This window comes from Psychrobacter sp. GTC18467, assembly GCF_055397455.1.
In genome coordinates this window covers 2280702-2304705 of sequence record NZ_AP038920.1, presented here as the reverse complement: position 1 = coordinate 2304705, position 24004 = coordinate 2280702, and the positions used below count along the sequence as shown (strand labels likewise).

Annotated in this window: 20 protein-coding genes; 5 read left to right on the top strand and 15 right to left on the bottom strand. The window is 46.3% G+C overall.

All coding sequences use genetic code 11. The annotated features are described in order from the left end of the window. The first annotated feature begins 71 nt into the window (after positions 1-71). Positions 72-542, top strand: coding sequence for a hypothetical protein (locus tag ACZ5XY_RS10275; protein WP_464741371.1), 471 nt, complete (start codon positions 72-74; stop codon positions 540-542). 20 nt (positions 543-562) lie between these two features. On the opposite strand, the gene dusB is transcribed toward ACZ5XY_RS10275, so the two are convergent. The 3 genes from dusB to ACZ5XY_RS10260 form a co-directional block, all read right to left on the bottom strand. Next, entirely contained in the window at positions 563-1585 is a 1023-nt protein-coding gene (gene dusB, locus ACZ5XY_RS10270) for a tRNA dihydrouridine synthase DusB (RefSeq protein ID WP_464741369.1), read from the bottom strand. 79 nt (positions 1586-1664) lie between these two features. Further along, the gene (locus ACZ5XY_RS10265) at positions 1665-3710 is read right to left on the bottom strand and encodes a BCCT family transporter (protein ID WP_464743867.1); all 2046 of its coding nucleotides are present in this window, start codon (positions 3708-3710) and stop codon (positions 1665-1667) included. Positions 3711-3898: 188 nt separating this feature from the next. After that, positions 3899-4369 (bottom strand): HIT family protein, encoded by a 471-nt coding sequence (locus ACZ5XY_RS10260; RefSeq protein ID WP_464741367.1) that lies wholly within the window; start codon positions 4367-4369, stop codon positions 3899-3901. A 172-nt stretch (positions 4370-4541) separates the two neighbouring features. On the opposite strand from ACZ5XY_RS10260, the gene ACZ5XY_RS10255 reads away from it, so the two are divergent. From ACZ5XY_RS10255 to ACZ5XY_RS10245, 3 genes are all read left to right on the top strand, one after another. Beyond that, positions 4542-5228 (top strand): hypothetical protein, encoded by a 687-nt coding sequence (locus ACZ5XY_RS10255; protein ID WP_464741365.1) that lies wholly within the window; start codon positions 4542-4544, stop codon positions 5226-5228. Positions 5229-5394: 166 nt separating this feature from the next. After that, on the top strand, positions 5395-7305 hold the full coding sequence (gene ilvD / locus ACZ5XY_RS10250; protein ID WP_464741363.1) for a dihydroxy-acid dehydratase: 1911 nt from the start codon (positions 5395-5397) through the stop codon (positions 7303-7305). A gap of 172 nt (positions 7306-7477) precedes the next feature. Continuing rightward, on the top strand, positions 7478-8731 hold the full coding sequence (locus ACZ5XY_RS10245) for a cation:proton antiporter (RefSeq protein ID WP_464741361.1): 1254 nt from the start codon (positions 7478-7480) through the stop codon (positions 8729-8731). Positions 8732-8761: 30 nt separating this feature from the next. On the opposite strand, the gene ACZ5XY_RS10240 is transcribed toward ACZ5XY_RS10245, so the two are convergent. Both ACZ5XY_RS10240 and surE read right to left on the bottom strand, forming a co-directional pair. Beyond that, a complete protein-coding gene (locus ACZ5XY_RS10240) occupies positions 8762-9523 on the bottom strand; it encodes a LysM peptidoglycan-binding domain-containing M23 family metallopeptidase (protein WP_464741359.1) in 762 nt (253 codons plus the stop codon). Positions 9524-9597: 74 nt separating this feature from the next. Further along, complete coding sequence (surE, locus tag ACZ5XY_RS10235) at positions 9598-10431, bottom strand: 5'/3'-nucleotidase SurE (protein ID WP_464741357.1); 834 nt, start codon at positions 10429-10431, stop codon at positions 9598-9600. A 314-nt stretch (positions 10432-10745) separates the two neighbouring features. Between surE and ACZ5XY_RS10230 the strand changes: the two genes are divergently transcribed. Next, positions 10746-11210 carry an MCR_0457 family protein gene (locus ACZ5XY_RS10230; RefSeq protein ID WP_464741355.1) on the top strand — a complete coding sequence of 155 codons (465 nt, stop codon included), beginning with the start codon at positions 10746-10748 and terminating at the stop codon, positions 11208-11210. 184 nt (positions 11211-11394) lie between these two features. Here ACZ5XY_RS10230 and ACZ5XY_RS10225 read toward each other — a convergent pair whose 3' ends face one another. The 10 genes from ACZ5XY_RS10225 to ACZ5XY_RS10180 all read right to left on the bottom strand — a co-directional run bounded on the left by ACZ5XY_RS10225 (position 11395) and on the right by ACZ5XY_RS10180 (position 23955). After that, on the bottom strand, positions 11395-13278 hold the full coding sequence (locus ACZ5XY_RS10225; protein ID WP_464741353.1) for a hybrid sensor histidine kinase/response regulator: 1884 nt from the start codon (positions 13276-13278) through the stop codon (positions 11395-11397). A 35-nt stretch (positions 13279-13313) separates the two neighbouring features. Continuing rightward, positions 13314-14753, bottom strand: coding sequence for a ribosome biogenesis GTPase Der (der, locus tag ACZ5XY_RS10220; protein WP_464741351.1), 1440 nt, complete (start codon positions 14751-14753; stop codon positions 13314-13316). A 160-nt stretch (positions 14754-14913) separates the two neighbouring features. Next, positions 14914-16107: an outer membrane protein assembly factor BamB gene (gene bamB / locus ACZ5XY_RS10215; RefSeq protein ID WP_464741349.1), complete on the bottom strand. Its 1194-nt coding sequence runs from the start codon at positions 16105-16107 to the stop codon at positions 14914-14916. A gap of 114 nt (positions 16108-16221) precedes the next feature. Continuing rightward, the gene (locus ACZ5XY_RS10210; RefSeq protein WP_464741347.1) at positions 16222-17001 is read right to left on the bottom strand and encodes a YfgM family protein; all 780 of its coding nucleotides are present in this window, start codon (positions 16999-17001) and stop codon (positions 16222-16224) included. 68 nt (positions 17002-17069) lie between these two features. Next, entirely contained in the window at positions 17070-18350 is a 1281-nt protein-coding gene (gene hisS, locus ACZ5XY_RS10205) for a histidine--tRNA ligase (RefSeq protein WP_464741345.1), read from the bottom strand. A gap of 81 nt (positions 18351-18431) precedes the next feature. Next, entirely contained in the window at positions 18432-19547 is a 1116-nt protein-coding gene (gene ispG / locus ACZ5XY_RS10200; protein WP_464741343.1) for a flavodoxin-dependent (E)-4-hydroxy-3-methylbut-2-enyl-diphosphate synthase, read from the bottom strand. 77 nt (positions 19548-19624) lie between these two features. Then, positions 19625-20509, bottom strand: coding sequence for a type IV pilus biogenesis/stability protein PilW (gene pilW / locus ACZ5XY_RS10195; protein WP_464741341.1), 885 nt, complete (start codon positions 20507-20509; stop codon positions 19625-19627). 121 nt (positions 20510-20630) lie between these two features. Then, entirely contained in the window at positions 20631-21863 is a 1233-nt protein-coding gene (gene rlmN, locus ACZ5XY_RS10190; protein ID WP_464741339.1) for a dual-specificity RNA methyltransferase RlmN, read from the bottom strand. A gap of 230 nt (positions 21864-22093) precedes the next feature. Then, on the bottom strand, positions 22094-22525 hold the full coding sequence (ndk, locus tag ACZ5XY_RS10185; RefSeq protein WP_464741337.1) for a nucleoside-diphosphate kinase: 432 nt from the start codon (positions 22523-22525) through the stop codon (positions 22094-22096). Positions 22526-22665: 140 nt separating this feature from the next. Continuing rightward, positions 22666-23955: an adenylosuccinate synthase gene (locus tag ACZ5XY_RS10180; RefSeq protein ID WP_464741335.1), complete on the bottom strand. Its 1290-nt coding sequence runs from the start codon at positions 23953-23955 to the stop codon at positions 22666-22668. Positions 23956-24004: the final 49 nt, after the last annotated feature.

Sequence of the window (24004 nt, the reverse complement as noted above, 5' to 3'; positions counted from 1 at the left end):
TAAGGTTGCGGTATTTTTTTGCCGTTATAATAGTCAAAACTGTGGTTGATTTAAGCTTGATTGAGGTTGCCATGCCAGAATTTGACAATAAAAATAACGCCAAAGCCAATAAAAAACTGCCCAAAGCGGTCATCATGATGATTGAAAAAAACAATCTGGTGATGGCAATAAAAACGCTTGCCCAAGAAGAAAACATCAGTCTTGATGCCGCCAAAGCTCGCGTGGACGCTTATGAGGCAGCGCTTCAAGAGCAGCAAGAGTTAAGTTTGGCAAGGATTGCCAATCGTCAAGGTATCCCAACGGAACTTATCGACCGCTCAAGCACTTTTGAGGAACAAAATCACGGTGAAAGCGCTTTAATTCGAGATTACGTCAAATCTGACCAAGAAAATGACTTTGCCTTATTAAAAAATGGACTAAATCGCCAACTTCACGATATGGATTATAAAAAGCCATTAGTACCTTATTGGGTCAAGCGCGTCATCGTGCTGCTGATTATTATGGCGGGGCTGTTTTTTATCTTTTGGCGGGTATTTGATTAAACGCGTTTGGTTAAGTCTGGCTAGGCATCAACACTTTCACGTTCATGATCGGTCAAAAACGCCTCGACCACGCGAAACTGACCTGCGGTGCTCTCCTCGCCATACATGGCTTGGCGAAAGGCGTTAGAATTTGGAATACCACTGGTGTACCAAGCAATGTGCTTTCGAGCAATTCGGCAGCCAGAATATTCACCATAAAAGCGGTAAAGCTCTTGCAAATGCTCAAGGACGATGGCTTTCAGCTCTGCCATCGTTGGCGGCGGCGGCATGATTCCTGATTGCAAATACTCATGAAGGTCGCGAAATAACCACGGCTGACCTTGAGCGGCGCGACCAATCATCACTGCGTCAGCTTGGGTCAAATTAAACACTTCAAGCGCCTTTTGCGGGCTGTCAATGTCGCCGTTGGCAATGATTGGAATGCTGAGCTCTTGTTTTACCTCGCGAATTAATTCGTATCGCGCATTTCCCGTGTACATGTCCTCACGCGTCCGACCATGAATGGCAAGGGCGGCAATCCCCAAGCTTTCAGCGCGTTTGGCAACACGGACAATATTCTCACGACCATTTTCAAAACCCAAGCGCGTTTTTAAGGTGACCGGAACATCAACGGCGCTGACCACGGCATCAATCAGTCGCGCCACCAAGTCTTCGTCTTGAAGTAATGCCGACCCTGCCAGCTTTTTACAAACTTTTTTAACGGGGCAACCCATATTGATATCAATAATTTGCGCGCCGTTAGCAATTTGATAGCGCGCCGCTTCCGCCAGTTTTTGCGGTTCAGCGCCAGCAATTTGCGCGGAAATAGGCGCAATTTCGCCCTCAAAATTGGCGCGATAAAGCGATTTTTTACTGGCATAAAGCGCAGTATCCGCGATAATCATCTCGCTTACCGCATGACCTGCGCCAAACGATTTGCAAAGTTTACGAAACGGATTGTCCGTGACCCCTGCCATCGGCGCGATAATCAGCCGATTTTGAATGGTCAAATCACCAATGGTCATCGGGGTTAGTAATGGGTGCAAGGCTGTATGGTCAGTCATAAAAAACGGCTTGTTTTTATTTAAAATCAAGCCGTTATTCTAAGCCATCAAGCCTTAATTGCAAGTGCAAATCAAAGCCTTATTTATCAAAAACGCTGCCTTGTTCAAGGGTGATATCATCATCATGCTCTTGCATTCGCCACGGCAGGTTATCGGGCGCAATATCTATAAAGTGCAGATATTTTTCAAACTGGTCGATAATATCATTAATAATAGATTCAGGCTCATAGCCATATAAATCATAAGCTTGAGCGCCGCGGCGTAAAAAGACTTGGGCGCGGTGCTGATGGTCAGGCAGCAGCGACTCACTGCCCTTTTGAGCGTCATTTTGCAGCTCATAGCTTGGCACATCGCTTGACGATAAGCGAACTTCATACCAAAATTCGACGCTGTCGCCGCGCTCAATTTCTAAAATTGCGCGGTCGTTAAATTCATCAAAATTCACTTGGGTTTCCCAACCATTTTCAGCAAACTTTTCGGCAACTTGCGTCATTGCTGGCGTAATGACCTCTTTAATGTAGCTTAGCACCTGCGCTTTTGACGGCTGATTGGTGATATAGTCAATTCGCGCCCGCCACGCTGAGGGCTTAAGCAAATGCGGCGGCAGATGGTTGTCACTTGCCAAGCTTTCATTGCGGTGACCTTCGATTTGAAGCGCCCGCCACATGCCAAACATGGCAATCAAAATGATAATCGCAAACGGCAGCGCGCTGACAATTGCTGCCGTTTGCAGCGCGGTCAAGCCCCCTGCAATCAGCAAAACCGACGCCACGACCCCTTCAATCACCACCCAAAATGTTCGCTGCCACCACGGCGTATCGCTGCGACCACCGGCAGCAAGCGAGTCAATCACCAACGACCCTGAATCGGACGACGTTACAAAAAACGTAACGATGAGCAATACCGCAATCGCTGACATCAGCTGAGTAAACGGCAAATGCTCAAGCAATTTAAACAAGGCAATCGCTTGGTTTTCTTCAACCGCGTCAATCAGCGCCGTATAGCCGTCAATCATAATCATGTGCAGCGCGGTATCGCCAAACACCGAAAACCAAAAAAAGGTAAAAAACGTCGGAACGAGCATCACCCCAACGACAAACTCACGGATGGTGCGACCGCGGCTGATTTTGGCAATAAACAGCCCCACAAACGGCGCCCAAGAAATCGTCCAAGCAAAAATAAACAGCGTCCAGTTGCCAATCCAATCGCTTAATTGATACGCCTGCAAGCTAAAGGTGCGCTCAACAATATTACCAAGATAGCTGCCGGTGTTTTCCATAAAGGCATTTAAAATAAATATCGTCGGTCCTACGATAAACACAAACAGCATCAAAAGCGTGGCAAGACCAATATTAAGCACCGACAGCCGTTTGACGCCTTTGTCCATGCCAGCAAGTACGGAAATGAGCGCAAGGGCGGTCACAATGGCAATGGCAATCACCTGAACGGTGGTATTAATCGGAATAAAATCAGGGAATAAATAATTCAGTCCGGTGTTAATTTGCGCAACCGACAGCCCAAGACTGGTCGCTAAGCCAAACAGCGTCCCAAGTACCGCAAACACATCAACCGTATGACCAATAGGACCATAAATTTTATCGCCAATCAGCGGATACAGCGTTGAGCGCATGGATAACGGTAAGCCATGGCGAAAGGAAAAATACGCTAAAGACAGCCCGACCACAGAAAAAATCGCCCAAATATGAAAGCCCCAATGAAAATAAGCAATTTGCATCGCTTCTTTGGCAGCAGCAATCGTTTGCGGCTCAGACAAAGGCGGATTGGCAAAATGCAGCACCGGCTCTGCCACCCCAAAAAATAACAAGGCAATCCCGTAGCCTGCTGAAAACAGCATCGCAAACCAATCAATAAACGAGTACTGCGCCTCACCGTGGTCAGGTCCTAATTTAATACTGCCATAAGGCGAAAAGGCAAGGACAATCACAAACAGCAAAAACAACGCCACCGCCAGCATGTAAAACCAGCCAAAGGTGTCAGTAATGAAATTTAGCACCTCACCAAACAGCGCACCTGCCGCATCAGGATTGACTGCCGTGCCAATCACTAAAAAAATCATCACTAAGGCGGCAGGGATAAATACCGGAAATAAAATCGTTGACTTCATCGAAGCTTTTTTGGTCAAAACAATCACTTTTTATTGGTTAAGAAGCCTTAGGTGTATCACAATCTTTGACGAAACCCTAGAATAATTGGAATTTTGCAACAAGACCTTAAACCAATGTTACAAATATGACCATAAAAAAAGGCTGAACGTGGTCGGCCTTTTTGAGTTTAGAGCCTATTGCTCAGCTGTTAAAATTCATCTTCGATAGCCGCCGCTAAGTCTTTAGCAAGAGCAGCAAGCTCCTCACTGTCCGCCATTTCATTGGCATGGCGACCTAAATCATGGATATTTGCCGGAATTAAATGGATATGATAATGAAACACCGATTGTCCTGCCTCAGCACCGTTCAGCTGCATTTGAATAATGCCCTCGCGGTTTAACACTTTTTGCTGAGCTTTCATCACTTTTTTGGCGGTCATGAGCACCGCTGCGGCAAATTCTGGCTCAAGCTCACTTAAATCGGTGGCGTCTTGCTTTGGGATAATCAGCACATGACCGCGGGCTTGCGGCATGATATCCATAAAGGCAAGGGTTTTGTCATCCTCAAAAATTTTATGGCAAGGAATATCGCCGACTATCATTTTGGCAAAAATATTGTCTTTTTGGTAGCGGCTTTGGCTTTGGCTTTGGCTTTGGTTCTGAGTTTGGTTTTGCGACATGGGATTTCCTTAATTATTAATATAAATTGTCAATCTTAAGAGCAATTGAGGTGAAGCGCAATCAAGTCATAATAACAAGTAATTGCTTGCCATAATATTAGTGAGGGTCAAAGTGGCTAATTTATTGGCGATGAGGGCGGCTAAAATGGTATATTAAAGCTTTTATTGCTTCGTGGACGTGACAACTTTGCAAGCTCAATCTGCTAATACTACCCAAACGGCAAGCCCTATTCCGCCAAACGCGCTTAATTTAAACCAAGTGCTCATTGAGCCGGATTATCAGTGGCGGATTCATAACTGTAAAGTCAGTGACAAAACGCTGACTCAGGAGTTGCCGCTGCCGTTTTTATATCATTATGACCGCTTGCCTGAGGAAATCAAACAAAAGCAGCCGTTAACGCCGCAATTGTTAGCTAAATTTAATACGCCTATGAGCGCCAAAGCCGCGGCAAGCTTACTTGGCATAGATGCCGCAATGATTGCAGCGCCTTGGCATGTCAAAGTGACCGGCTCACTGGTGGTGTTTAGCGAGGCGCTTCAATTGGCGGTGCGCTTGCATTGGAGCAATACCGGTCAGCAAGCTGAGCCGATTTATACCAAAACCAAAGAAGACGCGCTTGTCGCTGCCTTTAAAGATTGGCAGTTTTTTGGTCGGGTGGATGTGATTTATAAACATCCCAAGCAAGCGTTAATCAGTGTCGATGACCACCAAGCTGCGGATGCGGTGTTACCGATTTTGCCAAGCCATGAGTACCAAAAATTGCCCGCTGCGAACGCCTTAGCCATCATTAACACGCTTGAAGAACACAAAGCCAAGCTGCCTTGGTTTGAGGCGGCAATTTTAGCGCGCATTGAATAAAATTTTTGCGCCCAAATACAGTTACTAACTGTATCGTAAATAACAATATATAGTAATTAACGTCAGGATGAGGTCATAAGATGCGCCCGCACTGTTGCTAGCCTTATCATCTTATTATTTTACCTCCCCCACTCCCCGCTTAACTGATACCTTGAAAGGACACACTATGGACTATCGCTCAAAAACTTCCACCGGCGGCCGCAATATGGCAGGAGCTCGAGCACTTTGGCGCGCCACTGGCATGACCGACGGCGATTTTGGTAAGCCCATCATCGCCATTGCCAACTCGTTCACCCAATTTGTCCCCGGTCACGTTCATTTAAAAGATTTGGGTCAACTGGTCGCCCGCGAAATCGAAAAAGCCGGCGGCGTTGCCAAGGAATTTAACACCATTGCCGTTGATGATGGTATTGCCATGGGTCACAGCGGGATGCTGTACTCGTTGCCAAGCCGCGATTTGATTGCCGATTCGGTTGAATACATGGTCAACGCCCACTGCGCGGACGCATTGGTTTGCATTTCTAACTGCGACAAAATCACCCCCGGAATGCTAATGGCAGCCATGCGCCTGAACATTCCCGTCGTTTTTGTGTCAGGCGGTCCAATGGAAGCGGGTAAAGTCGTTGCCAGTACCGTTGCCCACAGCCACAACAATGATGGTCAAAGCGATGCTCAAGATGTTGACAGCCAAGGTCGCGGTATTCGCAAATTGGACTTGGTTGATGCCATGATGGACGCGGCAGACGACAGCATCAGCGACGAGGACGTGGCAACCATTGAAAACTCCGCTTGCCCAACTTGCGGCTCGTGCTCAGGAATGTTTACCGCAAACTCGATGAACTGCTTGACCGAAGCGCTTGGCTTGTCCTTGCCCGGTAACGGCTCATTGCTAGCCACCCATGCGCTGCGCCGTGATTTGTTTTTAGAAGCCGGTCGCACCATTGTAAAACTTGCCAAACGCCGTTATGAGCAAGATGACGATTCGGTATTACCGCGCTCAATCGCCACCAAAGCCGCTTTTGAAAATGCCATGAGCCTTGATATCGCCATGGGCGGCTCAACCAACACCATTTTGCATCTGCTAGCGGCTGCCAATGAAGCCGAAGTTGACTTTAAAATGGCGGACATCGACCGTTTAAGCCGCCGCGTGCCGTGTTTATCAAAAGTTGCCCCTGCCACCCAAAAATATCACATGGAAGACGTTCACCGTGCAGGTGGCGTGATGGCGCTATTAGCGGAACTCAACCGCGCAGGATTGTTGCACACGGACATCCCAACCGTTCATAGCAAAACCATGAAAGATGCCATTGAAAAATGGGACATCATGAACCCTGATAACACCGAGGCGCGAGCGCTTTATATTGCAGCCCCCGGCGGCGTTCGCACCACCCAAGCCTTTTCACAAAACAAAGCTTGGTCAAACTTAGACGTCAACCGCGAGTCGGGTTGTATCCGCAGCATTGACAATGCGTATTCAACCGATGGCGGTCTTGCCGTACTTTATGGCAACATTGCCGAGCGCGGCTGCGTGGTCAAAACTGCCGGCGTTGATGACAGCATTTTGGTATTTACGGGGCGAGCGCGCATTTTTGAATCGCAAGATGACGCTGTTGCGGCGATTTTGGACGACCAAATCGTTGCCAGAGACATCGTTATCATTCGCTACGAAGGTCCTAAAGGCGGTCCTGGAATGCAAGAAATGCTTTACCCAACCACTTATTTGAAATCAAAAGGCTTGGGCAAAGAGTGCGCCTTATTGACCGATGGTCGTTTTTCAGGCGGTACGTCAGGACTATCAATTGGTCACGCCAGTCCCGAAGCGGCTGAAGGCGGTGCGATTGGTTTGGTTCAAGAGGGCGATACCATTCACATTGACATCCCAAACCGAACCATCAATATCGAAATCAGCGACAGCGAGCTTGCGGCGCGCCGTGAGGAAATGGAAAGCCGCGGCAGTCAAGCTTGGAAACCGGTTAACCGTGAACGTCATGTCTCACAAGCCCTTCGAGCTTACGCGGCGATGACCACAAGTGCCGACACGGGCGCGGTTCGTGATGTGAGCCAAGTTGAGCGCTAATTAAAACGCTTATAATCATTTTGAAAAAGTCTGCTTCTTGCAGGCTTTTTTTTCACTAAAAACCAACGCAAAGTAGGCATCAATAACGATTTTTTGCGAACATTAAAGCTAAATTTCGTCATGATAAGACTTAATTTTTTTATTTTGATAGGTCTTAATTTGGCGTCCTCCCATGCTTGATAATTATAATTTATTCTTACTCATTTGCGGCACTGCCTTTTTATTTGGGGCGATGTTTCCGGTCGTCAAAAAATTTGCCCCAATTTCCTTACCGATGATTCAGGTCACCTTTGGTCTTATTATGGGCTATTGGTGGACAAGCTTGTCATTTTTAAACCCATTGGAAAGCGGTTTAATTATCGAAAAGCTGACCGAGATTGTGGTGTTGGTGTCGTTAGTTGGCGCAGGGATTAAGATTGACACGCCGCTGACTTGGAAAGCTTGGCAGCCAACGCTCAGATTACTGCTCATCACCATGCCCATTGGCATTTTCGCCATGGCGTTTTTGGGATATTACGCGTTTGGGCTGAGTATGGCGGCAGCAATTTTGCTTGGCGCTTGCCTTGCCCCAACTGACCCTGTGCTTGCGGCAAGTATCCAAGTTGGGCCGCCAAATACGGGCAATGAGGACACGCCAAGATTTACCTTAACCTCTGAGGCAGGACTTAACGACGGCTTGGCATTTCCGTTTGTTTATTTGGCGATAAAAATGGCAGAAGCCCATCAAAATGGCTTGCGCTTTGATGGCAAGCATCTTTGGGAATGGTTCACTCATGATGTACTTTGGCAAATCGGCATGGGGCTATTTATTGGGGTTGCGGTTGGCAAAATTTTAGCCAAAATTATTTTTTCTAAACGTATTAAAGGCACAGCAATCTCGCAAAGCTACGTGGTTATTGCCTTAACGCTACTGGCTTATGGCTTTGCTGAATTTGCCAACAGCTATGGCTTTATTGCGGTTTTTGTGGCGGCGTTTGCCTTTCGCCGCTCCGAAACCGAGCATCATTACCACGAAAAGCTGCATGATTTTGCCGAGCAATCCGAGGGCTTACTCATGTCCTTGGTGCTGGTCACCTTTGGGATTTTTATCGGTCAAGGACTTCAGCTTGATATTGAGCTGACGTGGCGCGTTTATATTATCAGCTTTATTTTCCTATTTTTGATAAGACCGATTGGCGGCTTTATTGCCCTCACCGGTCTTAAATTGCCCTTTACCGAAAAAAATGCCATTGCCGCGCTTGGAATTCGCGGCATTGGGACGCTGTATTATTTATCCTACGCGCTAAATCAACACTTTTTTGCCGAAAGCGATGCCATCAAGCTTTGGATTGTCTGCTCCATTGTCATTTTGATTTCGATTTTTATTCATGGGTTAACGGCGCAAAGATTGTTGCAGCTTACCCCCAGTTCCCCAAAAAATGAGTGACCTAGGGGCAATGCCAGCTATTTTACGCCATTAACGCCCAAGAACGGAGCGCGGGTCGACAGGGTTGCCATCTAAGCGAACTTGGAATTCAAGCGCGACTTGAGGCGTTTGTCCGGTTTGACCCATCAATGCAATACGTTGACCCCGTTGAACCGACTCACCTTCATTAACTAAAAGCTGACTGTTATGGGCATAGGCGGTGATGTAGTTGTTGCTGTGGCGAATCATCACCAAATTGCCATATTCTTCCAAACCGTCTCCGGCATAAAGCACGACCCCTGCTTGGCTTGCCAATACCGGATCGCCCAATTGTCCTGAGAACCATAAGCCTTTAACGCCTTTTTCTTCATCAAAATAGCGAATGACTGGGTTTTTGGTGGGATATTCATAACCGATGGCGGTGTTAGAGGCGTTGTAATCTGGCAGCGAGTTATTGCTTGCCGGCGGCGTATAACTGGTATTATTGCTTGGCGCATTGTTATTAACTGCCGTGTTTTGGTCGCCCTGCCAAAGCTTCAGCATTTGACCGGTATAAATCGTGTATTGACTGTCCAAGCGATTCAGCGCGCCAATTTGGCGGTAATTCAGATTATAACGGGCAGCAATTTGGCTTACGGTATCACCGCGCTTAACTTGGTAAAAATTAGGAACCCCTTGGGCGTTGGTCACAATGGTTGGTGACTGCGATGGCAACTGATAACTGGGCTTGGTGGCGCACCCTGTCATAATAAGGGTAAACAGCGCCAGTACAGTGGCAAGGGACATCCGCGCTGATAATGGCAGTGATCTCATAAAAAATTCCTATTGTTTTCACGCTTTATAAGCGACTTGGCTTAGATTAACTTGAAGATGACAAGCGGGCTATGTTAGCAATTATTCACCAATCCTGCCAACTTATCAATACTTTGCGAGGGGGTGTCATGCAGTCTGACGGGTGATAAGCTGATAAATCCTGCCTGAACCGCCGCCGCATCACTCATCACTTGCACCCCTTGGCGATCATAACAGGGGGTCAATCGAGCATCGTTTAGGCTACTGTCTTTTTTTAGACTCAGCCAATACGCCGTGCGACCACGCGGATCAGTGAATTGCTGAACAGGGTTTGCCAAAACTCGGTGACCAAGCGTGGTGATTTTTTGACCTTGAATACACGCGCCTTGCTGAGTGTCCGGAATATTGATATTAAACACATGATAAGGTAGGCTTTTTAACGCTTTTGTTAAGTTGTCCTGAGTCAAAATATTGACCACTTGATTGGCGGCAGCTTCATAATAATCAGCTTTTTCTTGACCTACATTTGCTTTGGCGGTCATTGCCAATGAAATTGCCATGGCAGGAATGCCAAATAATTGAGCGGTTGCCGCTGCCCCAAACGTTCCTGAAAATAGCACATCTTGACCTAAATTCGCCCCTGAATTAATTCCTGAAATCACCCAATCAAATGTGCTATCACCATACAATTCATTGAGCGCTAAATAAACACAATCGGCAGGCGTCCCGTTAATCGCAATAAACCCTGAAGATAATGGTTGTTGATGTAAAGAACTGGTCACCGTTAAGGCACTGGCGCTACCACTTTGCTCATTAGTTGGCGCCACCACCGTAACTTCAGCCACGCAGCTTAAGGCGTGATACAGTGCCAACAGTCCTGGGGCAAAAACGCCATCATCATTCGTTATTAAAATTCTCATTTGCTTCATGCCACTTAATTAACCTTACCTTAATTATTTGACGCTTTGCTCAAGCCTAACTTTTGATATTGGTTTTTCGATATGAGTTTTGCGCTATTAATTTATTTAAATTTGATATCTTTTAACCACTTTGTTACATGTATTAACAATGGATAATTATCTGTAATAATTTTGAAACTTAAGCCCATTTTTTTTAGTTATGTTGCGCGTGGCTAAGCTGATCTCACAATATTTCTACACTCAAATCAATATATTATGTGACTTTTTGCGTGGTAAAGATTACCATATCCTCATTCAGTCATCTTAAGCGAGAGTGCGAACGAATGAACATTACGTCAATACCAGCTAGGCTTTTGCAAAGTTCCAAAGTTGTCTCAAAACCTGTATTAAATCTTGCCAGTAAAACTGTGGTGGTTGGTGCTATTACTACTGCCGCGATGATGTCGCAAACCACCAACGCTGCAAATAATAGCAATACGGTTTCGGCCATTCCTATTGATATGTCAGGAATGAGCGTCACCAAACATGAAATCGCGGTGATGCAAGTGCTTTCAGAGATTTGCCCATCCATGCTCAGCGGCAATCAAAAGCAGCGTTTTTATAAGTCCTACGATGTGCAACTGCGCGAGCTTATGCCTACCCTTGATAATCCCAAAGCTGCTATTCAATATTTATCAACGCAGCAAGATTATCGCCAAATTTTACAAAGCATGCGCAGCTGGACGATGAGCTTTTCAAAACAAGAAAACAAAGCCATTTGTGAAGATTTGGCAAATGCCAGTTTTTAAAGAAAGCTAATTTTAATAAAAAGAGCTTCAATAAGCTGCTTAATGCCTTACTGCTCGTGATATAAACCTTTTATTAGCCGTAACTTGCCTCATTGTCATAGCTTGAATAATAATAACATCATGACAATGAGGGCTTGTTTTAGCCAATCAAGATAATGACCGCAGCAACTTTTAACGCCCCTCTTTAACCGCGCCAATTTGTAATCAGGTTTTGAAGCTGTTTGACATCGCGAATGGTTTTATGGCAAAAATCAATTCCTAAGGCTTGTAGTTGCGCGCTCATCGTTTGCATCACAAAGCCTTTATGAGCCGTAAACCAATAAACAATTAACACCCGATGCTGATGCTCCTCTTGGCGAATCAACGCCGCCAAGTTTCCTGCTTTTTCTATGCTGATCTCTTCACCGATCATCACCATATCAACGGCACTCGTTTTTAGCTTGGCTAAAATTTCGGCGGCGTGCTGATACGCTTCAACGTGAGCCCCTGACGCTTTGAGCATATCAATCATCACTGCTGAATCTTCGCGATGATAATACAAAATGCTCGTTCCGGCTAAAACCCGTTGCTGATTGCCGGTTAAGCTGTCTTTTAAAGGGATCATTACGGTGAACGCGCTGCCTTGTCCAAGTTCGCTTTTTACTTCTATGCTTCCGCCCATCAGCTGAACGATCTGCTTAATGACCGGAAGCCCAATTCCAACGCCTTCATACTCGCGGGTCACACTTGGGTCAACTTGGAAAAATGGCGTAAAAATATCTTCTAAATATTTTTTTTCGATGCCAATGCCTTGATCAATAATTTTAATCTGCCAACGAATGCTTTCATTAAAATGAGTCAATTGTGATTCAATGACAATCTCACCAAAGTGGCTAAATTTGATGGCATTGTCAATCAGGCTTGAGAGCACTTGAGTGATCTTACCAACATCGCCTTCTAAATTGTAATCAATATGATAAATTCGGCTGACTAAGCTTAAGTTTTTTTGGCGAACTTTAGGTTCAAACTTATCAAGCAAATCTGCAAGCAATTGCAGCGGGTTAAAGTCAGTCAAGGTCAATCCAATTTGACCTTTTTCAATTTTGTTCAGCTGAATAATTTGCTCTAACGTGCCGTTTAAGTGCTGGCTGCCTTTACGGATGACTTCTAAGATATCTTGTTGTTCATCGCTTAAGGATTGCGGATTAAACAGCTGCAATCCGCCTGAAATGGCATTAAGCGAGGTTTTTAATTCATGAGTGATCATACTTTGAAAGTTATGGCGCTGAACCTCCAGTGACAGATCTTTGCTTTGTAGCTTGGCTTCAAAGTCTGCCAGTGAGACGATATGATCTTGAGCTGTTTTTAGGCGCTCAAACAATCGGGCAAAAGCCTGCTGAATTTGCATCAACTCGGTAAATTCAAAACGCTGCTGAACTGCCGGAACTTGATCAACTTCAGGTTTATTGTCATCCATTTGCCAAGCTTGTGACAATTCGCTTAAATCATGGTTCAGCCAATTAAGTTTACGGGCACAAAACAGCATACTGGCAAGCCCAAGCGTACTGATGGCTAACCACCACCAAACATTGGCTTTTAGCCACTGCCAACGTAATACTTCGATATCTAAAGTAATGTTGATATAACCAATCAGCGCATTGCGATTGCTAACGGGTTTGGGGATTACATTGGGGTCATCTTGCAGACTTTGACTGGTGACGGCTTGATTAAAACTGACGGAGCTTGCAAATAAGGCATGATACCAATCCCAACGGGTTTGCTCAATTTGTGCCTGATTGAGATTCTCGACAGGCTGCTCGGTGGCATAAAACACAATGCTATGAATGGTCGGATCGTCTCTTAGCAGCAAACGAACTTGCCGCGCCACCAAAGCGCCACCATCGACTACCGAGGCGCTACTGGCAAGAAGCTGCGACAATTGCTGTAAGTTTTGGCGTTTTTGTTGATAATGCTCAATAAACCCCATGACAAAGGTCAGTAGCAGCCCCATAATGAGCCCAATTGCCAGCAGTTGCAACAGGGTCTTTTTTATTAGGCTTGAGGCACTACTTAGCTCAGGTTTTAACATATCACCCAACCTGCTGGTGGCTTATCATAACAAGTTTAGCGTTTTTTAATACCGCGATTCGATTTCGTTGGGGGCTGTTTTTTGTCTTGAAATTTTCCTGCGGTTCGCTTTTGTTGGCGCTGCTTTTGCGCTTTGACTGGCGTATTGGTTTTATTGGCAAAGGGGTTTTCGTTAAGCTTAAACACCACATTTAATGGCGTCCCTTCAAGCTTAAACACTTGGCGGAACTGATTTTCAAGGTAACGCTGATAACTTTTGGGCAGCGATCCGGTTTGGTTACCATGAATCACGATTACCGGCGGGTTATGACCGCCAATATGTGCGTAACGCAGCTTAATCCTACGACCGGCAACGGCTGGCGGCGGGTTGGCAGCAACGGCATCTTGCAAAATCTGGGTCAAGCGGCTCGTGGACACCTGAAACATGGAGGAATGATAAGCCTTTAAAATGGACGGGTATAAATTGCCAACGCCTGTGCCATGAAGGGCTGAAATCAGATGAATTTTAACAAAGGGAATAAAGCTAAATCGGCGATCCATCTCAATTTTGATAAAGTCTTTTTGCTCAGCGCTTAAGCCATCCCATTTATTAATGGCAACGACCAAAGCGCGACCAGCGTCAAGTGCATAACCAATCATATGCAGGTCTTGATCAACAATGCCTTCTTGGGCATCAATCACGATGACGGTGACGTTTGAGTCTTTAATCGCTTGCAGTGTTTTAATGACAGAGAATTTTTCGACTTTTTCGTCAATCCGGCCACGTCTACGAACCCCTGCCGTATCAATAAGAACGTAGCTTTTGCCATCACGCTCATAAGGGATGTAAATACTGTCGCGGGTCGTTCCGGGCATATCAAAGACCACCACGCGCTCTTCACCAAGCAAGCGGTTAACAAGGGTTGATTTGCCAACGTTTGGGCGACCAATGATCGCAAGCTTTAAGCCGTCCGGTTCAGGCTCAGCATCTTGCTCGGGCATATCTTTGGTGATGGCTTCCAGTAAATTGCCAATGCCGCGGCTATGACTTGCGGCAACGGGGAACGGCTCGCCCAACCCTAACGCAAAAAATTCCGTTGGCGCGGACTCATGAACGCCATCGATTTTATTGGCCACCAAAAATACCGGCTTACCAAGGGTATGCAAAAATTTACCGATTTCTTCATCAGCACCAATCAAGCCTGCGCGAGCATCAACCACAAACACAATAATGTCCGCTTCATGAATCGCCGTGTAAGACTGCTCAGACATATAGTCGTCGATGTTGCCGCTGCCATCGTCTGCCTCACCAATGCCGCCGGTATCCACGACGATAAACGACTTGCTCTCAAAGCTGGCATCGCCATATTGCCGATCGCGGGTCAACCCCGCCATATCCGCCACTAAGGCTTGACGGCTTTTGGTAAACTGGTTAAACAAGGTTGATTTACCAACGTTTGGGCGACCAATCAGTGCCACGACAGGCTTGATACTCATGTGATACTCTCTTGCCAATCCGGAAAAAAGCCCTTTAATCGGCACTTAAATAATAAAAATGGCGTTAGAACTTATTAACTTTTAATAATTCCTAACGCTGAAATCGGGCGCATAGATTACGTCAATTCTGACCTTAGCACAAGCTTACTTAACGGCGCAATTAGCGCAGCGGTTGCCAAATTGCCACTTGACCGCTTTGGCTTTGGGTCAACAAGCGGTTATTTTTCACCTGAAGGCTACTCAGCGCGCCCTTCGTTTGGGTTCGGCTAATGATATTGCCAGAATTTGGGTCAAATAAATGAACCACACCGTCCAAGTCACCGACGGCAATATAATTGCCAATCATCACCGGATTGGTCAATTTGCGATAAGCTAAGCTGTCATTTGACCAAAGCTGTTGTCCTGAGGTGCGATCAAAAGCAACCACTTTGCCATCAAGGCTTGTGGCTATCAGCTGACGGTTATTTACCGCCAGTGATTTTAAGCTTGCCAGATCATTGACAAACAGAACTTGCTTGGATGCCAAATCAATGCCAATTAACTGACCGCTGTAGCTGATGGCAAACAGCTGATTGTTATCAACAATGGGCGCGCCATCGACATCGCTCATGCGCTCAATCTCGCTGCTGCCAACCCCAACGCCCACACGGCGCGACCAAACCGGCAAACCATTATCCACGGTGATGGCATGAAGTCTGCCGTCTGCCGTGGCAAAAAGCGCAGTTTTGCTGTCTAACAACGTGGGCTTTGCCGTTCCGCGAACGCTAATGTCTGGAACTTGGGTAGCAAATTGCCAAATTGGCTGACCTGATTGCAATGATAAGCCCTGCAAAAAGCCATCATTAGCCGCAACAATCACGCGATTGTTACTGATTAGCGCCGGCGATAACACAGTTCCTGATAACTGCTGCTGCCAGCGTTTGGCGCCCGTTAAGCTATCAAACGCCATCACCTGACCGCTTTTGGTACTGACGATTGCCGTTTGGCTCAGCGCATCTAAAGCCACGCCGCCGGTAATTTGATCACCTACGTTCAGCGACCAATTACGAGCACCATTGCGATCAAAGCCACTTAATTCACCACCACGCGAGGCGACGACGATTTGACCATTGTCATAACCTACTTGTAAATCCAGTGGGTCTTTAGCATTGGCTTTTTTATTATCAACGCTTGCGCCAAATACCGGCTGCAGGACGCTGATCGGATTGGCAATTTGAACCAATTTGGTCGGTTCATGACTCACAGGTTTAATCCCGCGGTTACAACCTACCACCGCCGTTGCCATGACCGCAACGATTGCCACATTTACCACTGACCGCGTTAGTCTCTTTTGGGCGCAATTTGATAACATCATTAGAATCTCACTACCATCATATTGCAGCTAATCATTGATCAAACGCTGCTTATTAACTTCAAAAACTAAAAATCAGCCGCTATCTTATAAGATTTAGGGGCTGATTTGGTATATTTATGGTGACTCAGAACCACTTTCAGCAACCAAAACTTCTGAACTTGGGGCTGGCTGTTGAATCAAACTGTTTTTTTCGCGAATAGGCTCAAATTCCATGCCAAGACTTTCCATTTTAAGCGCCAACACGGCTCGGGATTCTTCCCGCGCTGTTAGCTGACGCCAAGCATTGGCATAGGCTTTTTTAGCCGCTTCTTGGTCATTTTTTGCCAAATAAATATCACCTAGCAAAATTTGCTGACTTGCCAAAAACGCATCGGGCATCTCTTTTTTGGCTTCAGTCATCGCCAAATCTACATTTCCAGATGCCAAAAGCGCCTCAGCATAGCGAAGTTGGGTAATGGCAGTTAGCCCAGCATCTCCTAAATCAATGGCTAGGGCTTGCTTAAGTGCCGTGGTCGCTGCCTTAAAATCGTCTTTGTCCACCGCTTGCCGCGCTTTAATCATTAACGCCTGCCAAGCATAAACCGAGCTGCCATGTGCTTTGACCAAACTATCAATCTGCTTATCCAAGCTGTCACGGTCTTTGGCAAGCGCAGCTTTTGCTTCACTCTCCAAATCAGGATTTTGTGCGGCAAGATTGACGCTTTCATTTAATCGCTGAATGTCGGCATATTGGTCAGCCGCCACCGTATCAACACGGGCATGATTGTCTTGCCAATACGTCCAGCCAAAATAGCCTGCCAGCGCCAATAAAATCACGGTGATGATATAACCGCCATACTGCTTGAGCGCTTGCATCGAATTGTCCGCGGCGGGCGAAATGGGGGGCTGAGCCATGATTTTCTACCTAAAAATTTATCGCTAAAAAGTTATGATTATCGTTGTCTGAGTAATATTAAAAAATTCTAACCAACAAAATTATGGTCATCAAACAGCCAGTCCCACGACCGGCTTGATTGCTCACCGGACTGCATGTCTTTGACGCTTAAGGTTTGAGTGTTAATTTCGTCTTGAGCCAAAATTACCGTAAGCTTCGCGCCCGACTTGTCTGCTTTTTTCATTTGCGCTTTAAGGCTGGTTGCGCTTGCCATTTTCACCCGCAAGTCTGGGCGTTTAATCCGCAAAATCTGAGCGTAATTCATCGCATCGCTAAACACTTCAGGGTGAGCCACCACAAACACATCGCAGCTTGAATGCGCTTTAAACGGCGCAACCGCTTCAATCAACAACAATAAGCGCTCAAGCCCCATCGCAAAACCCACGGCAGGCTCGGATTTGGCGTCCTTACCCGTTCCCATCGATTTTAGCTGACCAATTAAGCCATCATAACGACCACCTGCGCAAACGGTTGCTTGGCTGCCAAGCTTATCGGTAACCCATTCAAAAACCGTTTTATTATAATAATCAAGACCGCGAACCAAGTTTGGATTGATGACATACTCAATGCCTAAGGCGTCCAAATAAGCTTTGACCTGTTCAAAATGGGCTTGGCTGTCTTCGCCTAAAAAGTCGGCAAGCTTTGGCGCATCTTGCAGCAATTCTTGGGTTTTAGCATCTTTGCTGTCCAAAATTCGCAAAGGATTGGTGGTTAAGCGGCGGCGGCTGTCCTCATCAAGATTCTCTTGCTTATCGGTTAAATAAGCCACCAACGCATTACGGTAAGCTTTGCGCTCGTCAATCTCCCCAAGCGAATTTAATTGCAAATGAACGTGGTCTGCAATGCCAAATGCTTGCCAAAATAGCGTGGTCATGGCGATGACTTCGGCATCGGCATCGGGAAGCGGACTGCCAAAACTTTCCACGCCCAACTGATGAAATTGACGGTAGCGACCTTTTTGCGGTCGCTCGTAGCGAAACATCGGTCCCATGTACCAAAGCTTTGGGGTATCGCCGCGAAGCAAATTGTGCTCAATCACCGCGCGAACCGCTCCCGCCGTGCCCTCAGGTCGCAAGGTGAGCGGCGTTGGCGGCTCAGACTTATCGGTAAAGCTGTACATTTCTTTTTCGACAATATCGGTCGCCCCACCAATGGCGCGCGCAAACAAGTCAGTTTGCTCAACAATCGGTAAGCGCATGTGCTCAAAGCCAAAGCGCCCCAAAACATCGGCAAGCACCGACTCTAAATACAGCCAATCTGCCGATTGCGGCGGCAAAATATCGTTGAACCCTTTAATTGCTTTAATCATCAGCGCCGTTATCCTCAAGTTTTTATAACCGCATTTCACGGTCATTTATAACTATTACAAAATAAAAGTTTTACAAAAAGGCTATTTTACCCGAATAATTTCGTTTTCGCGCGCTTTTGCTAAGGCTTCTGCTTGGTCGCGAACCATTTTTTCAATTTCATCCACCAAATTATTGGTATCAATCAAATGGCTTTTTTCGCCCATTCGGTAAACCAGTGATTTTGGTGCCGCGCCAACAATTCCAATATCGGCTTCTTTGGCCTCCCCTGGACCATTGACCTTACAACCAATCACCGATAAATCAAGCGGCTCGCGGATGTCCTCAAGCCTTGCCTCAAGGGCAGTCATGACTTTAATCACATCAAATTCTTGCCGTGAACAGCTTGGGCAAGCAATAAAGTTGACCCCATTTGAGCGGATATTGAGCGATTTTAAAATATCAAAGCCGATTTTGATTTCTTCTTCCGGTTCCGCCGCTAATGAAATTCGCATGGTATCGCCAATGCCATCGAGCAACAAGCCGCCAAGGGCAATGGCGGATTTGACCGTTCCGGTTCGATAAACACCGGCTTCAGTCACGCCCAAATGTAGCGGATTGTCAATCTGCGCCGAAATTAAGCGGTAGGCGTCAAGGGTTAAAAACACGTTACTGGCTTTGACCGAGATTTTAAATTGGTCAAAATTAAGCTTGTCTAAAATGTCAATATGGCGCATGGCGGATTCAAGCATTGCTGCGCCCGTCGGCTCTTTATATTTGCGCTGAATTTCTTTTTCAAGCGAGCCGGCATTCACGCCAATGCGGATAGGAATATTGTGATGTCGGGCGCAAGCCACCACCTCGCGGACTTTAGCGTCACTGCCGATGTTGCCAGGGTTAATTCGCAAGCAATCCGCACCGGCTTCGGCAACGGCTAGGGCAATTTTATGGTCAAAATGAACGTCGGCAACCAAAGGCACGCTGACCAATTTACGGATTTGCCCAAACGCCTCAACCGACTCCATCGTTGGCGTTGATACGCGCATAAAGTCTGCCCCTGCCGCAACGCAGCGCTCAATTTGCGCAACCGTTGCCGCCACATCACAAGTTTCAGTATTGGTCATACTTTGAACACTGATGGGCGCATCGCCACCGATTGCGACATCGCCCACAAAGATTTTTTTGGTGGGGCGGCGTTTAATAGGAGATGGCGTGGTCATACAAAAATCCTTTGGGAAAACGGAAATGAAATCTTAATCTGCTGACCTTATATAAAGTCAACTAGGATAAAATCAACTTAGCGCCACGTTGCCGCCGCCGGATTGGCAAGCCAGCCTTTGAGTTTTTTAGCTTCATCGCTTAGGGGATACGCTGATAACAATTGCTGCGACAGCTTTTGACGCGTTATCATATCTTTTTGCGCCGCGGCAAGTTTGATACCTTGCAATAACAGCCGTGGGCTATTTTTATCTTGAACCAATTGCAGCGTTTCATCATAAAGCTGTTGAGCTTGCAAAGGACGGTTTTGCTCAATCAACAAATCTACCAGTTCAATATGGGCAATCAGGCTGCTACGGTTGCCTTCAATGGCGCGGATAAAAGCTTTGGTTGCCGCCGCTTTGTCATTTAATTTTAAATAGGTTCGCCCTAAGTTTTCAAGCGCGCCGATGCGACCATCATAACCAAGCGCTGACCCTGCAATTTCAAACTGAGCGGCCGCCTCACTATAACGCTTCATTTGCGACAAATAAACGCCGTAATTGTTACGCGCCTGCTCAAAATCTTTATCAAGGGCAATGGCTTTTTTAAAATACTCATCGGCTTTTGCCAAATTAATTGCGCTGCCTTCTTGCTGAAGCAGAACGCCCATCATATCATAGGCAGGCGCGTATCGGCTATCGGCGGCAAAGGCTTTTTCAAGCTGCTGCTGAGCAGCATCCAATTTATTTTCGCGAATATACTGCGCGGCTAACGCGGTGCGAACGCGAGCGATTTCTTGTTTATCTAAATTGCGATTGCTGCTTGGCTGAGTGCTCGTTTGGTAGCGCGTGTTGCCAAGCGCATCAGTATCAGGAACGCTTTGACAGCCAATGAGCGCGCTACAAACTGCCGCCGCTACCCCAAGCTTTACCGCAATTTCTTTGATAGTACCACTGTTAACACCACTAAAAACCGCTTGCATGATTTCACCTCTAAGTAATTTTTTTTACAATCCATCCATGATAACTATAGTTATTTAAAAAAAACCGCTGCTCTTTAAAAATTTTTGATAAAAAATGCATTAAGCTTATAAGAAATTCAAACTAAGCGCCAACGCTGTTTTGCTGCGCTTTTTGTTGAACGGATTTTTGCCAAGTTGCCGAACGCCGCGTTTTGTCCGCCACTTGACCAACCAATTGACCGCAAGCGGCGTCAATGTCATCACCGCGAGTTTGCCGAACGGTACAAACAAATCCGGCTTGGTTTAAAATGTTGCTAAACGCATGAATTCGGTTGTTACTTGAGCGCTGATACGGCGCGTGTGGAAACGGGTTAAACGGGATTAAATTGATTTTACTGGGTAAGTCTTTAAGTAGTGCCACCAACTGCCGAGCGTGCTCATCGCTGTCATTTACGCCGCCAAGCATCACATATTCAATGGTCACGTGTTTTTTATGGCGCGGATTGACGTCGCAAACGTAGTTTTTTGCCGCCGCCATCAACTCTTTTAGTGGATATTTTTTGTTAATGGGAACCAGTTCATTACGAAGCTCATCGTTTGGTGCGTGCAAGGAAATAGCAAGCGCCACATCAATGTCTTTTGCCAACTCATACATTTTTGGCACAACGCCTGAGGTCGACAAGGTCACGCGGCGCTTGGACAGCCCATAAGCGTGGTCGCTTAGCATAATGGTCATCGCGCTCACGACCGGCTGATAATTGAGCAGCGGCTCCCCCATTCCCATCATCACCACATTGGTCACCTGATTTTCCCAAGTGCTGTGGTCGATATTTGTCAAATCGCCACTATCATCACTCATATAAGACGCGTTGGCAACCCAAAGCTGACCGATAATTTCAGCAGCGCTTAAGTCGCGCTCAAAGCCTTGTTTGCCAGTGCTGCAAAAGCTGCAATCAAGGGCGCAGCCCACTTGCGAGGAGATACAAAGCGTTTTGCGACCATTGGCTTTGTTGTCCTCTGCCGGAATCAAAACCGTTTCAACAAGCGAGCCGCCCGCCACTTCAAATACCCATTTTCGCGTGCCGTCCTCGCTATATTTGCGGTGAACGACTTTTGGCGGTATCACGCTTGCATGATTTTCAAGCTTTGCCCGAAGTACTTTACTTAAATTGGTCATTTGCTCAAAATCAGTCACCCCAAACTGATAAATCCACTTCATCACCTGCGTTGCCCGAAACGGCTTTTCGCCAATGCTTTTAAAAAATTCGCCAAGTTGACGCTCGGTCAGCCCAAGCAAGTTGGTCTTGGCAACCGCTTCATCAACCATCGCAATGGCAGTTGGGGTAAAAATTTCAGGCGAGCGGCTTGCTGACATAACGGTGACCTTTTAAAAATAATAAATTACGGCTTGCTATTATAAACGATTGATAACGCTAATGAAATTGTAAATATTGGCGCGGCTTTATTTTTCAACTGTCTAAAGTACTGAAAAACAAAGAACTTAAAAATATAAAATAATAAAACGGCTTATACCCAAAGATATAAGCCGTTTTGCGTAATTAGGCGTTGATACCCCATTTTTACGCGTCAATGCCAACGCTTTGATTAACGCTTACGTGGGCAAACTTCGTCGTCATTGAAAAAATAGCTGATTTCACGCTTGGCAGATTCAGCAGAGTCTGAACCGTGAACCGCATTTTCATCGATGCTGCTGGCAAAATCGGCGCGGATAGTACCTTTTTCAGCTTCTTTAGGATTGGTGGCGCCCATGATTTCGCGGTGCTTGGCAATGGCATTGTCACCTTCTAAAACTGAAACCAACACAGGACCTGAAGTCATAAACGATTTCAAATCGTTATAAAATGGGCGCTCAGCGTGCTCGGCGTAAAAACCGCCGGCTTTTTCATCATCAAGCTGAATCATTTTTGCCGCAACAATATTAAGACCGGCTTTTTCAAAACGGTCATAGATTTCGCCGATGTGGTTGCCGCCAACGGCGTCAGGTTTGATGATCGATAAGGTACGTTCAATAGCCATGAAAAGCTCCTGCTTCATTATAGTTGATTTTGTCTTACAATTAACCTTGGAATCCGTTTGATTCCAAGGAGGATTTACAGCATTAATTTTTAACTTTAAGCTTTTTGAATCTAAGCTTGTTAACCTTAATCTTGCTAAAGTTAAGCGTCGTACGGGTCGCGCAGTACAATCGTTTCATCACGGTCAGGACCGGTTGAAATGATATCTACGGGGCAGTCGATAAGCTGCTCAATGCGTTTGATATAGATTTTGGCATTTTCTGGCAAATCGTCATAATTGGTGATGCCAACGGTTGATTCGCTCCAACCTTTTAAGGTCTCGTATTTTGGTTTGACCAACTCATAAAACTCAGCATCGTGAGCGCCGGCGCATTCGTTTTCAGGAAGCTCGTAGCCGACACCGATAAGCAATTCATCAAGACCATCTAACACGTCAAGCTTGGTTAAGCAAATCCCTGACATGGAATTTAACACCACCGCTCGGCGAAGCGCTTCGGCATCAAACCAACCACAGCGGCGAGCGCGACCAGTGGTTGCGCCAAACTCGTGACCGACGTTTGCCAAATGCGCGCCAACGTCATCAAAAAGTTCAGTTGGGAATGGTCCACTGCCCACGCGCGTGGTGTAAGCTTTAGTGATTCCAAGCACGTAATCTAGGTATAAAGGACCAATTCCTGTTCCCGTTGACACGCCGCCTGCGGTCACGCTTGAGCTGGTCACAAATGGATAGGTGCCGTGGTCGATGTCTAACAGCGTTCCTTGAGCGCCTTCAAACATCAGGTTTTTGCCTTCGCGGCGCAGCTTGTCCAAATCATCAGTAACATCAGTCACCAAGTCTTTAAGCTCTTCGCGCCACTCATGACAAAGCTTTAAGGTTTCATCAAAATCAATGCCATCAACTTTATAATACTGAGTCAATTGAAAGTTATGGTACTCAATTAAGTTGCGCAATTTTTCAGGCAAATCTTCACGAAACAAGTCTGCAAGCTTAATCGCTCGGCGAGCCACTTTATCCTCGTAAGCAGGACCAATGCCGCGACCAGTTGTGCCGATTTTGCCACCGGCAAGCTTAGCTTCACGGGCTTGGTCAAGGGCAACATGATACGGCATAATCAGCGGACAGTTTGGCGACACACGCAGACGCTCACGAACCGGAACGTTATTGTCCTCAAGATTTTTCATCTCTTTTAATAGCGCGTCTGGAGCAAGCACCACGCCATTACCGATAAAGCAAGTCACGCCTTCGCGCAAAATACCAGAGGGAATCAAGTGCAATACGGTTTTTTTACCATCAACAACGAGCGTATGACCGGCGTTATGACCGCCTTGAAATCGTGCCACCGCAGAGGCTTTTTCGGTGAGCAAATCGACGATTTTACCTTTACCTTCATCGCCCCATTGGCTACCTAAAACTACGACGTTCTTACCCATGATTCATCCTCTTAGTGATGTAATAAATGTGCTAAAAAACACAATCAAG

What these genes read in the sequence shown, in the direction of transcription:
- ispG (WP_464741343.1), bottom strand. Translation starts at nt 19,547, where the DNA reads ATGACCACGCCATCTCCTATTAAACGCCGCCCCACCAAAAAAATCTTT.
- bamB (WP_464741349.1), bottom strand. Translation starts at nt 16,107, where the DNA reads ATGATGTTATCAAATTGCGCCCAAAAGAGACTAACGCGGTCAGTGGTA.
- ACZ5XY_RS10245 (WP_464741361.1), top strand. Translation starts at nt 7,478, where the DNA reads ATGCTTGATAATTATAATTTATTCTTACTCATTTGCGGCACTGCCTTT.
- surE (WP_464741357.1), bottom strand. Translation starts at nt 10,431, where the DNA reads ATGAAGCAAATGAGAATTTTAATAACGAATGATGATGGCGTTTTTGCC.
- ACZ5XY_RS10265 (WP_464743867.1), bottom strand. Translation starts at nt 3,710, where the DNA reads ATGAAGTCAACGATTTTATTTCCGGTATTTATCCCTGCCGCCTTAGTG.
- ACZ5XY_RS10260 (WP_464741367.1), bottom strand. Translation starts at nt 4,369, where the DNA reads ATGTCGCAAAACCAAACTCAGAACCAAAGCCAAAGCCAAAGCCAAAGC.
- ACZ5XY_RS10210 (WP_464741347.1), bottom strand. Translation starts at nt 17,001, where the DNA reads ATGGCTCAGCCCCCCATTTCGCCCGCCGCGGACAATTCGATGCAAGCG.
- ACZ5XY_RS10240 (WP_464741359.1), bottom strand. Translation starts at nt 9,523, where the DNA reads ATGAGATCACTGCCATTATCAGCGCGGATGTCCCTTGCCACTGTACTG.
- hisS (WP_464741345.1), bottom strand. Translation starts at nt 18,350, where the DNA reads ATGATTAAAGCAATTAAAGGGTTCAACGATATTTTGCCGCCGCAATCG.
- ACZ5XY_RS10275 (WP_464741371.1), top strand. Translation starts at nt 72, where the DNA reads ATGCCAGAATTTGACAATAAAAATAACGCCAAAGCCAATAAAAAACTG.
- ACZ5XY_RS10230 (WP_464741355.1), top strand. Translation starts at nt 10,746, where the DNA reads ATGAACATTACGTCAATACCAGCTAGGCTTTTGCAAAGTTCCAAAGTT.
- pilW (WP_464741341.1), bottom strand. Translation starts at nt 20,509, where the DNA reads ATGCAAGCGGTTTTTAGTGGTGTTAACAGTGGTACTATCAAAGAAATT.
- ACZ5XY_RS10225 (WP_464741353.1), bottom strand. Translation starts at nt 13,278, where the DNA reads ATGTTAAAACCTGAGCTAAGTAGTGCCTCAAGCCTAATAAAAAAGACC.
- ACZ5XY_RS10180 (WP_464741335.1), bottom strand. Translation starts at nt 23,955, where the DNA reads ATGGGTAAGAACGTCGTAGTTTTAGGTAGCCAATGGGGCGATGAAGGT.
- ilvD (WP_464741363.1), top strand. Translation starts at nt 5,395, where the DNA reads ATGGACTATCGCTCAAAAACTTCCACCGGCGGCCGCAATATGGCAGGA.
- rlmN (WP_464741339.1), bottom strand. Translation starts at nt 21,863, where the DNA reads ATGTCAGCAAGCCGCTCGCCTGAAATTTTTACCCCAACTGCCATTGCG.
- ndk (WP_464741337.1), bottom strand. Translation starts at nt 22,525, where the DNA reads ATGGCTATTGAACGTACCTTATCGATCATCAAACCTGACGCCGTTGGC.
- der (WP_464741351.1), bottom strand. Translation starts at nt 14,753, where the DNA reads ATGAGTATCAAGCCTGTCGTGGCACTGATTGGTCGCCCAAACGTTGGT.
- dusB (WP_464741369.1), bottom strand. Translation starts at nt 1,585, where the DNA reads ATGACTGACCATACAGCCTTGCACCCATTACTAACCCCGATGACCATT.